The organism is Bradyrhizobium sp. 1200_D9_N1_1 (genome assembly GCF_052075915.1).
Taxonomy (GTDB): Bacteria; Pseudomonadota; Alphaproteobacteria; order Rhizobiales; family Xanthobacteraceae; genus Bradyrhizobium; species Bradyrhizobium diazoefficiens.
The window spans coordinates 5278656-5292032 of record NZ_CP197226.1 but is presented as its reverse complement, the minus strand read 5'-3'; the positions used below and the strand labels follow the sequence as shown (position 1 = coordinate 5292032).

The following is a 13377-nucleotide window of genomic DNA, read 5'->3' as shown; positions in this document are numbered from 1 at the left end:
CATCCTCCGGGGTTATGTGGCGGATTGACGCATGTTGGCGGGAGTACCCCGCCTGAGCGCCAGCGAGCGTAAGCCGCCACTCCTCCAGCCACTTTGGGGTCGTCTCCTTGATGGCCGCTGTGGGGCACAGGGTGTGAAGTTCCGAGAGTGGGACCGCCTGTCCCGTTCACCCTCGAAAGCAGACATCCCCGGATTTATGAGCACATGCCTAGGTCGGGTTATCTGCAGCTGCCCGGCCGGAGGTACCGGCGTGTGCCGTCAGCCGGCGCGCGATCGGCGTCAGGAGGTAGGGCGCAAGATGAATTGGAAACTGCGTGAGCGCGAAGTAGAGCCAGGTTGTGGCCGGCAGTGCGCCCGCGGTCGCGGCCAGCATCAGCCCGAGATTGCGCTGTGACACCATCAGGCCGATCGCGAAGGCGCGCTCATAGCCGACGCGGCGGAAGATCAGCGTCGTGACGGTGAGCAGGGTGAAATAGACCGCGAAGGCGAGCAGCGCGACACCGATCGTGAACAGGGGGGCGGCGAGGAAGTCGGTTGCGACGTCGCCCATCACCGCCGAGGCGAACACCAGCAGGATGACGATGTTGATGCCGTCGATCGGACGCTTGTGGCGCTGGATCGTCTCGGTGCCGAACAAGCGGCGGATGACGGTCGCGGCCAGCAGCGATGCCGCGAGGATGCCGAGCAGCTTCAGGCCGAGCGTGAGCGGCGAGATGCTGAGCATGCCGCCGAGGAAGAGGCTCGCGAACAACGAGGCCGTGAAAGGCACCAGCGCGGTGGCGGTCACCAGCGCGACCAGGGGAAGCGTCGCATCGAGACCCATGAGCGCTGCGAGCGCCGGGGCGGCCATCATCGGCGAGGCCATGCCCTGCAGCATCAGCGCGAGGAAGAGGCCGGGCGAGCTTCTGTCGAGCCCGCTTACATGTGCGAGCAGCCCGACGATCAGCGGCACGCCGATCGTGGTCCAGGCCGTGGCGGCCGCGACCAGGGCCGGCCGGCGCAGATGTCCGTAGAGCGCCGCCAGGTCGACCCGCATGAAGGAGATGCAGAGCAGAAGGAAGATCGCTTCGGTGACGTAGGGGCGCAGCAGCGCGCCGAGCGGCGGCACCGCAACCGCGATGAAGGCGATGGCCGCCACGGCGCCCGTGCCCTGGTCGCCGAGCCATGTCAGCCCGCGCAGGGGAATGGCGAAGATCGTTTGAAGATTGGAAGCCATGCGCGGCGTCGTCAGCCCAATCCCTTCAACCACGCGCCGATCTCGCTGACCGCGACATTGGCCTCTCGCAACAACTTGCCCATGGTGAAGAAGCCATGGAATTGGCCGGGAAAGTGCTTGTAGGTCACGCTGACGCCGGCCTGCTTCAGGCGCGCGGCATATTCGTCGCCTTCGTCGCGCAGGGGATCGGCGCCGGCGGTCAGCACATAGGCCGGCGGCAGGCCGGCAAGGTTTTCCGCGCGCGCCGGCGAGGCGCGCCAGTCGTGGATGTCGGCGGCGCCGTTGAGGTAATGGTCACGGAACCACCGGATCACCGAATGGGTCAGCAGCACGCTGGTCTCGGGCTCGCTGTGGGAGCCGTGCGTCATGGCGAAATCGACGGCCGGGTAGATGAGGATCTGGCCGGCGATCGCAGGGCCGCTGTCATCGCGCGCAGCGAGCGCGACGACCGCGGCGAGATTGCCGCCGGCGCTGTCGCCGCCGATCGAGAGACGGGAGGCGTCGATGCCGAGCTCGCACGCATTCGCGGCAACCCATTTGGTCGCGGCGATCGCATCATCGGCCGCGGCGGGAAATTTGTGCTCGGGCGCGAGGCGGTAGTCGACCGAGATCACGATCAGCGCGGCTTCGACGGCAAGCTGGCGGCAGACGACGTCATGGGAGTCGAGATCGCCGATCACCCAGCCGCCGCCATGGAAGAACACCAGCGCCGGCGACAGGCCGTCGTGCCGGCGCGGGTCGTTCGGCACATAGATGCGGGCCGGGATGGTGCCGTGCGGCGCCGGGATCGCCAGCGGAGCAACGCGGGCAAGTTCGGGCGGCTCGGGGTTGGTGGCAAAGCGCGCCTGGGCGTAATAGGCGCGCGCTTCCGCTGCGGTCAGGGTCTCGTAGGCGGGGCGGCCGGCCTCCTGGAAGGCCATGTAGACGGCGGCGGCATCGGGATCGAGCACAACGGGCATGGGGGGCGACCTTGGGGCTTCTGTTTATCGTTGGACGGCATGTTCGGGGGGCGGGACCTGCCTCGGCCCCCAGGGAAGGGTCGTCCGACTATCCCATTCGGCCGGTGGTCTGGCCAGCCGGGGCCGGGCAGGGCAGGGATGCCGCCCTTTCCCCGCCGTATTCGGCGTGTTAACCGGATGGCCTGCGAGCGGCGGTATCCCCTGTAGAATGTCCAGCAAGCCCGATTCGCTGTTGAAGCCGCGCGAGAAGATGGTTCGAACCCTTACCCTGACAGGTCTTGCGGCGCTTCTTGCCGCCACTGCGCTCACGGCTGCGACGCCCTCACAGGCGCAGATCGGCACGATCTTCTCCGATCCGCCGCCGCTGCGGCCGCCCGGCAGCATTCCGCGCGGACAGCCGCAGCCGCAGGTGCCCGACGACGACGAGGAGGTCCCCGAGCTGCCGCCGCAGGGCCGCGTGCTGCCATCGCGTCCGATGGCGCCGCCGCCCGGACGTCAGGGCAATGTCATGCCGGGGCCGGTCGAGACCCAGCCTTTGGCGCCGCCGCCAGGCTCCACCGTCGCTCCGCCGAACCAGCCGCCGCCCGTGGCGGTCACGCCGCCAGGCGCCCCCCAGCCGGGCGCGCCCGGTCAGCGCCAGCCCCAGCAGAAGGGCGGGCCGGGCGGTGCCGTGCCGCAGACGCCGGCGAGCCTGCAGCCGGGCGACGAGGTCGTGACCGAGCCGCCGGCCCAGAAGATCGTGAACAAGAAGGCGACCTTCTCCGGCCTCGACAAGATCACCGGACGCATCATCAATTTCGACGAGGATATCGGCGAGACCGTCCAGTTCGGCGCGCTGCGCGTCAAGACCGATGCCTGCTACACTAGGCCGGCGACGGAAGCCGCCAACACCGACGCCTTCGTCGAAGTCGACGAGATCACCTTGCAGGGCGAGGTGAAGCGGATTTTTTCGGGCTGGATGTACGCGGCAAGCCCCGGCCTGCACGGCGTCGAGCATCCGATCTACGACATCTGGCTGACCGACTGCAAAGAGCCGCAGCAGACCATTGCGACGGCTGCACCGGATCCCGCGACCAAGCCGGCTGCGCCGCCGCCGCCCGCGCAGAAGAAGGCCGCGCCCAAGCAGGCCGTGCAGCAGCGTCCGCCGCAGCCATTGCCGCCGATCCAGCAGCAGCAACCGGCACCGCCGCCGCCCCCGCCACCGGAGCAGCGGCCAGGCCTGTTCGGTATCCCCGGATTCGGCCGCTAAGCCGGCTATCGACTATTGCCGCGAGGCGATGATCTCGAGCGCGCGAGCGCCCGGGATCGCCTCGCCGGGCGAGAGCTTGAGGAAATCGCCGGGCTCGCCCGCCAGCGCCTTGTCGAGCAGCGCGGTGTAGCGCCGCCGCGGAATCTCGACCGCACCGAAGTTCTTCAGATGCTCGGTGACATATTGCGTGTCGAGCAGCTCGAAACCGCCATGGATGAGCCGCGCGACCAGGTGCACCAGCGCGACCTTCGAGGCATCGCGCGCGGTGTGAAACATGCTCTCGCCGAAGAAGGCGCGTCCCAGGCTCACGCCGTAGAGCCCACCGACGAGGTCGTCGCCCTGCCAGGCCTCGACGCTGTGGCAATGGCCGAGCTCGAACAGGCCACTATAGAGGTCGCGGATGCGCTTGTTGATCCAGGTGTCCTCGCGCCCGGCCTGCGGCGCGGCGCAGCCGGCAATCGTGGCCTTGAACGCGGTGTTGACGGTCACGCGAAACCCATCCGAGCGCACGGTGCGCGCGAGCCGCGAGGCCACGCGGAAGCCGCCGAGCGGGATGACGCCGCGCAATTCCGGCTCGACCCAGAACAGGGTCGGATCGTCGGCGCTCTCGGCCATCGGAAAGATGCCGCAGGCATAGGCGCGCAGCAGCACGGCCGGCGTAATTTCAGACGAAGCGGAGTCGCGCGAAGTCATGGTGCAACAATAGCAGGATCGCAATGCGGTTGCGATGGGGGCGCGGGTCAGCTCGCGGCGGCGCTGTTGCTCTTGCCGGGCGCGACGGGTATGCGGGGGAACCTCAAAAAGATGCGGGTTCCGCTGTGGGCGGGATCGCGCTCGACCGAGGCGTCGAGCTTGGTGGCCATGGCCGCAACGATGCGCTGGCCCATGCCGGTGGAGCGCGGATCGGCCTTGACGTTGTCGCCGACGCCGTCATCGGCAATCGCCAGCAGCAGATTCTCGCCCTGCAGGGTCAGCTCGACATGGATCGGGCCGGCCCCGTCGGGATAGGCGTATTTCACCGCGTTCATCACCAGCTCGTTGACGATGATGCCGACGGCGACCGCGCGGTCCGGATCGATCTCGATCGGCTCGGCCTTCAGCGTCAGGCGCGACATCCGGTTACCTTCGGCCGAACGGCGCAGGTCCTCGAGCAGCGAGTCCAGGTACTGGTTCAGGACGACGCTCTTGAGGTCCTGCGAGGTGTAGAGGCGGCGGTGCACCTGCGCGACCGCGGCGACGCGGCCCATCGCGTTGGTCAGCGCGGCCTTGACCTCTTCCTGCCCGGCTGAGCTCGCCTGAAGATGCAGCAGCGAGGCGATGATCTGGAGCGAATTGCCGACGCGGTGATTGACCTCACGCAGCAGCATCTCGCGCTCGGCGGCGAGCGCGGCATAGCGGTCGCGCGAGGCGTGGATCTCGGCTTCGGCCTCCTCGCGCGCATTCTGCAATTCGGCCTGGCGCAGCGCGCCCTCCGCCGCGACGTGAAGCAGGGGGATGAAGTCGCCCTTGACGTCCTTGACGAGGTAGTCGGCCGCGCCCGCCTTCAGCGCGGTGACCGCGATGCTGGAATCCTGCGAGGCGGTGACGAACACCACGGGTGGGGCGCCCGGGATCGCCATGATCTGCTCCAGCGTCTCGAGGCCGTCGAGACCCGGCATGTACTGGTCGAGCGCAACGACGTCGATGCCGCTTTCGATGCTGTCCTGGGCGCCGGCGCGGCGGATGTGCTCGAGGCCTTCCTCGCCGCTCGCGGCATGAACGACCCTGTAGCCGCGCCGCGTCAGGCCGCGGTCGACCAGGCGCGCGAGCGCGTCGTCGTCGTCGATATACAGCAGTGTCGGCGTTCTCTGGTTCATGTGGCGGCGGGCGGGACCTGGATGACCGAGAAGAACAGCCCGAGTTGCCGGATGGCGTTGGCGAAATTCTCGTAGTTGACGGGTTTGGTGATGTAGACGTTGCAGCCGAGCTCGTAGCAGCGCTTGATCTCCTGGGAGTCGTCTGTGGTCGTGAGGACGACTACGGGCGATGCCTTGAGATGACTGTTTTCCTTGATCTGCTTCAAAATGTCGATCCCGCTCATGTCGGGCAGGTTGAGGTCGAGCAGGATCAGGAGGGCATTTCCCTTCTGGGAAAGCCCGCTGCCGTCGGCGCCGAACAGGTGTCTCATCGCGTCGGTGCCGTTGCCGAACGGGATGATCTCGTTGTTGACGCCGGAGCGACGGATGTTGCGCTCGATCAGCCGGGCGTGCCCCTCGTCGTCCTCGATCATGATGATGGTAACAGGCTGCGTCATCGATCTACGTTCCGGTTGCTGGCGTTCCAGACGACAGGCAGCGTGATCGTGAATGTGCTGCCCGCGTTCAGTTCCGACGATACCGACATGGTGCCGCCGAGACGGCGCACAAGTGCACGCACATGTGCAAGACCTATGCCCTGTCCGGGCTTGTCCTGGGTTCCCGCGCGCCGGAACAGGTCGAAGATCCGCTGATGATCTTTTGGATCGATGCCGCGGCCGTTGTCGCTGATCTCGAAGATAGCGTAGCCGAGCTTGGTGCGCCCGCGAATTCTGATCTCTCCGGGCTCCCCGCTCTTGAGATATTTGATCGCGTTGTCGATCAGATTGGAGAAGATCTGCTCCAGCGCAAGGCGGTCGCTGACGATATTCGGCAGGGGCGCGATGTGGATCTCGGCCTGCGCTTCCACCGCCTGATGCGCCAGTGTCGACACGATGGCCTCGACAAACTCGCGGATGTCGATCTTCTCCGGCTGGAATTCGCGCCGACCCTCGCGGGTGAGGTTGAGGATCGCCGAGATCAGCCGGTCCATCTTGGCGATCGACGATTTGATGAAGCCGAGCGCCTCGGAAAAGTCCGCTGAAAGCTGCTGGTCGGGGCCTTCGAGCGCGATCTCGCCGGGGGCCAGGGGTGGCCCGTCGGCCGGGACGCGGGTAAGGCTGCCGATGCGGCGGAAAATGTCGCCGCCGAGTTCTTCGAGTTCGCTGGTGAAGCCCATGATGTTGACGAGCGGCGAGCGCAAATCGTGGCTGACGATATAGGCAAAGCGCTGGATTTCGTTGTTGGCCTCGCGCAGGTCTGCCGTACGCTCGTCGACGACGGTCTCCAGGTTGACGTTGGCATCGCGCAGGCGCATTTCGGCCTCGTCACGGGCGCGGGCCGAGCGCCGCACCAGCCAGATCGAGATCAGGGCCAGCACCACGACGAGGCCGGAGCCGATGCCGGTCATCGACGCGGCCAGCGTCTGGCTCTGGTCGGAGTTGGCGGTGCGAATCCGGAACAGTCGTTCCTCTTCGCGGGTCATCGCGTTGGCCAGGTTGCTGATCGTGGTTGTAGTGTTGCCGGCGGCGGCCTCGCGGATCAGCGCCGTGGCCTTGTCGGGTTGGCCCTGCTTCACGAAATTCATCTCGCGCGAGAACTGGTCGAGCCGGGTCTCAATCGCCGCGCTCAGCTTCTCGATGCTGTCGCGTTGCGCCGGATTGTCGCCGATCTGCCGCGTGAGCTTGTCGAGCGCCGGAATGATCGCTGCAACGGCCTTCTCGTGATCCGACTGGAAATCCGGTCCCTGCGTCAGGAGAAAGCCGCGGGCGCTGCTCTCGGCGCGTCGGACTTCGAGCAGCAGGGTGTTGATCTGGTTCTCCACCTCGATGGTGTGGACGACCGATTTGCTGTCTTCCCGCGCCTTGTTGACCAGATAGACGGAGCCGGCGCTGATCACGGTCAGCACCAGAAGGCCCGCAGCGAACAGCAGGATCTGCCAAAATGCGCGCCGCCGCTGCGCCTCAGCGGTCACGACGGTCTCGCCCTGTTACGCCGGTGGAGTTCAAAACGCCCCCTTGGAACTGCCCAACCGTCCAGAACGCGATTGGGGCGAGAGGGTTCCACGGGGCGGGAAGACTATTTCGCAGCGGGTTCCGCCTTGCCGGCCAGGTACTGCTCCAGCCAGTGGATGTGGTAGTCGCCGTTGATGATGTCGTCTTCGCGCACCAGCGCGCGGAACAGCGGCAGCGTGGTCTCGATGCCTTCGACCACCATTTCGTCCAGCGCCCGGCGCAGCCGCATCAGGCATTCGGCGCGCGTCTTGCCGTGCACGATCAGCTTGCCGACGAGCGAGTCGTAATAAGGCGGGATCGTGTAGCCTTGGTAGACGGCGGAATCGATCCGGACGCCGAGGCCCCCGGGCGGATGATATTGCAGGATCCGGCCGGGCGAGGGGCGGAAGGTCACCGGATTTTCGGCGTTGATGCGGCATTCGATCGCGTGGCCGATGACCTGGACTTCCTCCTGCCTCGCCGGCAGCTCGCCGCCGGCGGCGATGCGGATCTGCTCCAGCACGAGGTCGATGTCGGTGATGCTCTCGGTGACGGGATGCTCGACCTGGATGCGGGTGTTCATCTCGATGAAGTAGAACTCGCCGTCCTCGAACAGGAACTCGATGGTGCCGACGCCGAGATATTTCATCTCGCGCATTGCCTTCGCACAGGTCTCGCCGATCTTGGCGCGCGCGGCGGCGGAGAGGACGGGCGAGGGGCCTTCCTCCCAGACCTTCTGGTGGCGGCGCTGCAGCGAGCAATCGCGCTCACCGAGATGGATCGCGCCGCCGCGGCCGTCGCCGAGGATCTGGATCTCGATATGGCGCGGCTTCTGGAGATATTTTTCGAGGTAGACGGACGCATCGCCGAAGGCGGATTTGGCCTCATTGGCCGCCGTCGACAGCGCCATCAGGAGGTCGGCCTCGCTGTGCGCGACCTTCATGCCGCGGCCACCGCCGCCCGCCGCCGCCTTCACCAGCACCGGGAAGCCGATCTTCCTGGCGATCCCCAGCGCATCGTCGTCGGGACCGACCGCGCCGTCGGAGCCGGGCACCACGGGGATGCCGAGTTTCTTGGCGGTCTTCTTGGCCTCGATCTTGTCGCCCATCAGGCGGATATGCTCGGCCTTGGGGCCGATGAAATGCAGATTGTGCTCGGAGAGGATTTCCGCGAAGCGCGCGTTCTCGGACAGGAAGCCGTAGCCGGGATGCACGGCGTCCGCCCCGGTGATCTCGCAGGCCGCGAGCAGCGCGGGCACATTGAGATAGCTGTCCTTGGACGGCGGCGGTCCGATGCACACGCTCTCATCCGACAGGCGCACATGCATGGCGTCGGCGTCGGCGGTGGAGTGCACGGCGACGGTCGCGATCCCGAGCTCCTTGCAGGCCCTGAGGATGCGAAGGGCGATCTCGCCGCGATTGGCTATGAGGATCTTGTCGAACATGGTGTCCTTAAGGGACTGGCGCGCGAAATGCGACGGGGGCAGCTGAGCTGCCCTGGCCGTTACTCAATGATGACGAGCGGCTCACCGAACTCGACCGGCTGGCCGTCCTCGACCAGGATCTGCGTCACCGTGCCGGCGCGCAACGAGGGGATCTGGTTCATGGTCTTCATGGCTTCGATGATCAGCAGCGTCTGACCGACCGAGACCTTGCTGCCGACCTCGATGAACGGCTTGGCGCCGGGCTCCGGCGCCCAGTAGGCGGTGCCGACCATCGGCGAGGTGACGGCGCCGGGATGCTTCGACAGGTCGGCCGCCGCGGCAACAGCGGGCGCGGCCGTGGCCACCGGCAGGCCGGCGGCAGCGACCGGCATCGGCATGGTCGCGGCAACGCTGATGTTGCGGGCGACGCGCAGGCGCAGGCCCGCGCGCTCGATCTCGATCTCGGTGAGGCTGGTCTCATCGAGCAGCAGGGCGAGCTCGCGGACGAGCGCGGAATCCTCGCTGGAAAACTTTGCGGCTGCTTTGTCGTCTGGCTGGCGCGCCATGTTCTTGATCCGAATGTTCTGTGTGGGGAGGGAGCGTCAGGCTTTGGGCTTGAGGCCGAGCTTGGCGGCAAGGCCCTGGATGGCGAGGCGGTAGCCCTCGATGCCGAAACCGCAGAGCGAGGCGAAGGCCGCGCGCGCGGTGTAGGAGTGATGACGGAAGCTCTCGCGGGCGTGGATGTTGGTCACGTGCACTTCGACCGTCGGGATCTGCACAGCGAGCAGCGCATCGTGCAGGGCGATCGAGGTGTGCGAATAGCCGCCGGCATTGATGATGATGCCCTTCATCTTACGCGCATGCGCTTCGTGGATGAAGTCGATCAACTCGCCCTCGCGGTTGGATTGACGGCAGTCGGCCTTGAGACCGAATGATGCCGCCGTCTCCCGGCACAGCGCCTCGACGTCGGCCAAGGTCGCGTGACCATACTTTTCGGGCTCGCGCGTCCCCAACATGTTGAGGTTCGGCCCGTTGAGAACGAGGATCGTGTCGGTTGCTGGTTCGGCCATTCCAATCCCGTAAGAGGTGTTTCGGCGTGGCGGGGTTATAGGTAACAAAGCGCCCTAGGGGAAGCCTTGAAGGACCTCCCAGAGGCCTTCAGGCACCTCATCCGGGGTGCAAAAACCTGTGCGGAAGCTACGGAAATTGCTTGTTAACCAGTCAAAAGCATGGCTGTCGGCCGAACGCAAAGGGGCGGGCATCGCTGCCCGCCCCTGAGGTTGCCGTCATCCGGCCTTAGACGTCGAGGATCGCGACGATCTCATAGGTATTCGGATCGATGATCACGATCTGCTCGCGGACCAGCACGTAGCGGTAGCTGCGCCACTCCGGATAGATCGACACGACGCGGGACGGCAGGGCATGCAGCTCGATACCCTCGCGCGGCACGCGGGTGCCGACCGCGATCGAGAAGTTCACGTTGGTCACGGGGGCCACGCGCTCCTCGCGGATCACGGACGTGATCTGGGTCCGCTGCTCGGTCGAGAGCTTGGCGGCAGCGCCGGCCTGGCCGACCGTCGTCGAGGACGAGGTCGAACTCTTGCCCTCGGCCTTCATGTCGGTCGAGGTGCCCGAGCCTGGGCGGTTCTCGGCGTTGCTCTTGGTGGACGTGCCGGCCTTGTTGTCCTCAGCCTTCATGTCCTTGTGGTCCTTGGTGCCGGACTTGGTCGTATCCTGGCTCATGCTCTTGGACTTGTCCTGCTGCGACTTGTCCATCTGACCCTGCGCGCGTTCGTCGGTACGCTGGCCCTTGGTCGCGCCGGCCTTGTCCTCGGCGGCGTTCTTGTGCATCGCGCCGCCCGGGCGCTCGTCCTTCATCGCCCCGGACGCCTTGTCTTCCGCGGCCGCACCCGGCTTCGAGGCGCTGGCGCCGCCAGCCTGACCAACGGTGCCCTTTTCCTTCGTCACGGAGTCCTTGCCCGTGGCGCCGCGCTCGGCCGCACCGCCCGACGGCTGTGTTTGCTGCGCGGGCTGCGCGCCGGCGCCGCCGCTCTCGCGGTTCATGGTGCCCTGTGCGTTCGCCAGTCCGGTGCCGGCGACGAGTGCAAGCGCGGCAACAGAGATCATAAAGCGGTTCAACATTTAGATTCTCCTCACGTGTTTATTTGCGTCATTGCCCGCGCCAACAACGAAAGGAGATATCGGTTGTTCCGGAACATCGGCGGTTCCGCGGCATTTGTTTGTTGAACGCCGGATGAATGATTGTGCCGGATCGCGCCATTGTTTGGCGCAGCAAAAAGGCCGGCTTTTCAGCCGGCCTCGTTGCGTGCGTGAGTTGTGAAGCGCGTGATCAGCAGGTTGCCTTGCCGCAGCGGGCAACGCCGATCTTCTCCTTGAGGCCTTCGAGACCGATGGCGCCAATCACGATCTGCTTGCCGATCACGTAGCTCGGCGTGCCGTTCATGCCCATCGCCTCGGCGAGCTTGAAGTTCTCCTCGATGGTGGCGCGCACCTCGGGGCTGGCGAGATCCTTCTCGATTTTCGCGGTGTCGAGTCCGGCCTCCTTGGCCGCCTGCAGCGCGCGTGCCTTGTCGGCCGCGCCGCGGCCGCCGAGCAGCTTCTGGTGGAAGTCGAGATATTTCTTGCCGGTGGGATCCTGCATGCGCACGGCGACGGCGACCTGGGCGGCCTCGACGGAGCCCTGGCTCAGCACGGGAAACTCCTTCAGTACGACCTTCAGCTTCGGATCGCTCTTCATGAGATCGAGCATGTCGCCCATCGCGCGTTTGCAGTAGCCGCAATTGTAGTCGAAGAACTCGACGAAGGTGACGTCGCCCTCCTTGTTGCCGAGCACGACCTGGCGCGGCGAGTTGAAGATCGCGTCCGCGTTCTGCGCGATGCTGGCCTCGTGCTTCTGGGTTTCCGCCGCGGCCTGGCGCTTGCTGAGCTCGGTCATCGCCTCCTCGAGCACCTCGGGATGGGTGACGAGGTAGTTCTTGATGATCGCCTCGATGTCGGTGCGCTGGGCATCGGAGAAGCTGTCGGCCGACGCGGGCGCGGCTGCGCCGAACATGGCGAGCGCAAACAGCGCGGGAGCAAGCAGACGCAGCGAAGGCATAGGCAAATCCTCTTATCCAAAGCAGGTTTCGGAAAACGTCCCGGCGGGCTCAAGGCTCGGTGTCGTGACGTCGTGGTGTCTGGCGTCGTTCTGGCTAGTTGCGCGGCGGCTTGGCTGCCACGATGTCGTCGGCCTTGACCCATCCGGGCGTGCCGACGGCGAAACGGGTTTTCGCGCGCGTGGCGAGCTCGCGGGCGGTCTTGTTGTCGCCGCGCAAGTAGGCGGCCTGCGCCGACGCGAGATCCGCCTCGGCATAATCTCCCTTCCGGCCATAGGCCATCGCGAGCTGGGTATAGCCGAGCGGCGCCTCGGGCTCCCGCGCCACCGCGGCGCGGAGAATCCGAACGGCATCGTCGGTGTAGGCCTTATTATCGGTTCCAACCAGAGCCTGCCCAAGTAACATCTCGATGAGGGGCGAGTTGCTCGATAGCGCGACGGCCTTGCGCAGGGCAGGGATCGCCTCGGCCGGCTTGCCGCTCTCGAGCAGGGCCTGGCCGCGCACCTCGTAGAAGTACGGGTTGTTCGGCTGGACCTGGATCAGTGCGTCGATCTGGGCGAGCGCGCTGCGCAGATCGCCGTGCAGATAGGTGCTGATGGCGCGGGCGTAGCGTGCCGGCAAGCTGTCGTTGGTCTGGGGATAGCGACGGTACACCGTCTCCGGCCGCTCCATGAAGGCGGAGATCTTGGCGCGCACCATATCGTGGCGGAGCTGGAGTGCGGGATCGTCCTTCTTGTCCCAATAGGGGCTGGAGCTGGCGAACTCCTGGAGCGAGGCGACGCGTTCGGCGGGCATCGGGTGCGACTGGAGATAGGGATCGGCGCCGCGCGCTGCGAACAGGCTCTCGCTGGTGAAGCGCTTGAAGGTCTCGTACATGCCCTTCGGCGACTGCTGGGTCGCGGTCAGGAATTTCACGCCGGCGCGGTCGGCGTTCTCCTCCTGCTGGCGCTGATAGGACAACAGCGTGCGGCGGATTATCTCCTGCGGTCCGGCGATCGCGGCCGCGCCGGCATTGGCGAGGCCGTTGTTGCCGGCGTTGCCGCCGCGGGCGCTGCCTGCGGCGATCGCGCCGGCGCCGAGCAGCATCGCGATGATCATCTGGGTCTGCGCGCTGGCGAGCTGCTCACGCAGCTTGGACAGATGGCCGCCGGCCAGATGCCCCGTCTCGTGCGCGAGCACGCCGATGATCTGGTTCGGCGTTTCCGATTGGAGGATCGCGCCGTAATTGACGAAGATGCGGCGGCCGTCCGCGACGAACGCGTTGAACGAGCCGTCGTTGATGATCACCATCTGGATGTTCTGCTTCTCCAGACCGGCGGCGCGCAGGATCGGGCGGGTATATTCGCGCAGCAACTGCTCGGTCTCGGTGTCGCGCAGGACCGGCGGGCCCTTCTGCTGTGCCTGCGCCGCCGGGAGCGGCAGCAAAGCGATCGCCGCGGCGGTGACGACGGCGGTGAGGGCGGAGGCCTTTTTGCGCAATGCGATCTGGAGCAACATCAAGCGGTCTTGGTCAAGCGGTCTTGGCAAGAGATCTTGGCAAGCAGTTTCGTGATTGGTTTTGGCGATTGGCGGCGGACCGGATACGCGA

Annotated in this window: 13 protein-coding genes; 1 reads left to right on the top strand and 12 read right to left on the bottom strand. The window is 66.2% G+C overall.

What is annotated here, in order from left to right:
- Positions 1-208: 208 nt before the first annotated feature.
- Complete coding sequence (locus AB5K84_RS25610; protein ID WP_038966848.1) at positions 209-1216, bottom strand: Na+-dependent transporter; 1008 nt, start codon at positions 1214-1216, stop codon at positions 209-211.
- Between the two features lie 11 nt (positions 1217-1227).
- Positions 1228-2175: an alpha/beta hydrolase gene (locus AB5K84_RS25605; protein ID WP_011087057.1), complete on the bottom strand. Its 948-nt coding sequence runs from the start codon at positions 2173-2175 to the stop codon at positions 1228-1230.
- Between the two features lie 208 nt (positions 2176-2383).
- Between AB5K84_RS25605 and AB5K84_RS25600 the strand changes: the two genes are divergently transcribed.
- Positions 2384-3424 carry a DUF2155 domain-containing protein gene (locus AB5K84_RS25600; protein WP_038966849.1) on the top strand — a complete coding sequence of 347 codons (1041 nt, stop codon included), beginning with the start codon at positions 2384-2386 and terminating at the stop codon, positions 3422-3424.
- 12 nt (positions 3425-3436) lie between these two features.
- Here the strand turns inward: AB5K84_RS25600 and aat are convergent, their stop codons facing one another.
- The 10 genes from aat to AB5K84_RS25550 all read right to left on the bottom strand — a co-directional run bounded on the left by aat (position 3437) and on the right by AB5K84_RS25550 (position 13286).
- Entirely contained in the window at positions 3437-4117 is a 681-nt protein-coding gene (gene aat / locus AB5K84_RS25595; protein WP_011087059.1) for a leucyl/phenylalanyl-tRNA--protein transferase, read from the bottom strand.
- A 47-nt stretch (positions 4118-4164) separates the two neighbouring features.
- Positions 4165-5280: a sensor histidine kinase gene (locus tag AB5K84_RS25590; RefSeq protein WP_011087060.1), complete on the bottom strand. Its 1116-nt coding sequence runs from the start codon at positions 5278-5280 to the stop codon at positions 4165-4167.
- Positions 5277-5717: a response regulator gene (locus tag AB5K84_RS25585; protein ID WP_011087061.1), complete on the bottom strand. Its 441-nt coding sequence runs from the start codon at positions 5715-5717 to the stop codon at positions 5277-5279. Before AB5K84_RS25585 ends, AB5K84_RS25590 begins: the two co-directional genes overlap by 4 nt.
- The gene (locus AB5K84_RS25580) at positions 5714-7231 is read right to left on the bottom strand and encodes a sensor histidine kinase (protein ID WP_011087062.1); all 1518 of its coding nucleotides are present in this window, start codon (positions 7229-7231) and stop codon (positions 5714-5716) included. The genes AB5K84_RS25585 and AB5K84_RS25580 overlap by 4 nt, the downstream gene beginning before the upstream one ends.
- 104 nt (positions 7232-7335) lie before the next feature.
- Positions 7336-8694, bottom strand: a complete 1359-nt coding sequence (accC, locus tag AB5K84_RS25575) for an acetyl-CoA carboxylase biotin carboxylase subunit (RefSeq protein ID WP_011087063.1) — start codon at positions 8692-8694, stop codon at positions 7336-7338.
- 59 nt (positions 8695-8753) lie between these two features.
- A complete protein-coding gene (accB, locus tag AB5K84_RS25570) occupies positions 8754-9239 on the bottom strand; it encodes an acetyl-CoA carboxylase biotin carboxyl carrier protein (RefSeq protein WP_011087064.1) in 486 nt (161 codons plus the stop codon).
- A 36-nt stretch (positions 9240-9275) separates the two neighbouring features.
- On the bottom strand, positions 9276-9743 hold the full coding sequence (aroQ, locus tag AB5K84_RS25565; RefSeq protein ID WP_011087065.1) for a type II 3-dehydroquinate dehydratase: 468 nt from the start codon (positions 9741-9743) through the stop codon (positions 9276-9278).
- A 226-nt stretch (positions 9744-9969) separates the two neighbouring features.
- A complete protein-coding gene (locus AB5K84_RS25560) occupies positions 9970-10815 on the bottom strand; it encodes a DUF1236 domain-containing protein (protein ID WP_011087066.1) in 846 nt (281 codons plus the stop codon).
- 208 nt (positions 10816-11023) lie between these two features.
- Positions 11024-11791: a DsbA family protein gene (locus tag AB5K84_RS25555; RefSeq protein WP_011087067.1), complete on the bottom strand. Its 768-nt coding sequence runs from the start codon at positions 11789-11791 to the stop codon at positions 11024-11026.
- Between the two features lie 94 nt (positions 11792-11885).
- Positions 11886-13286, bottom strand: coding sequence for a M48 family metalloprotease (locus tag AB5K84_RS25550; protein WP_441232692.1), 1401 nt, complete (start codon positions 13284-13286; stop codon positions 11886-11888).
- Positions 13287-13377: the final 91 nt, after the last annotated feature.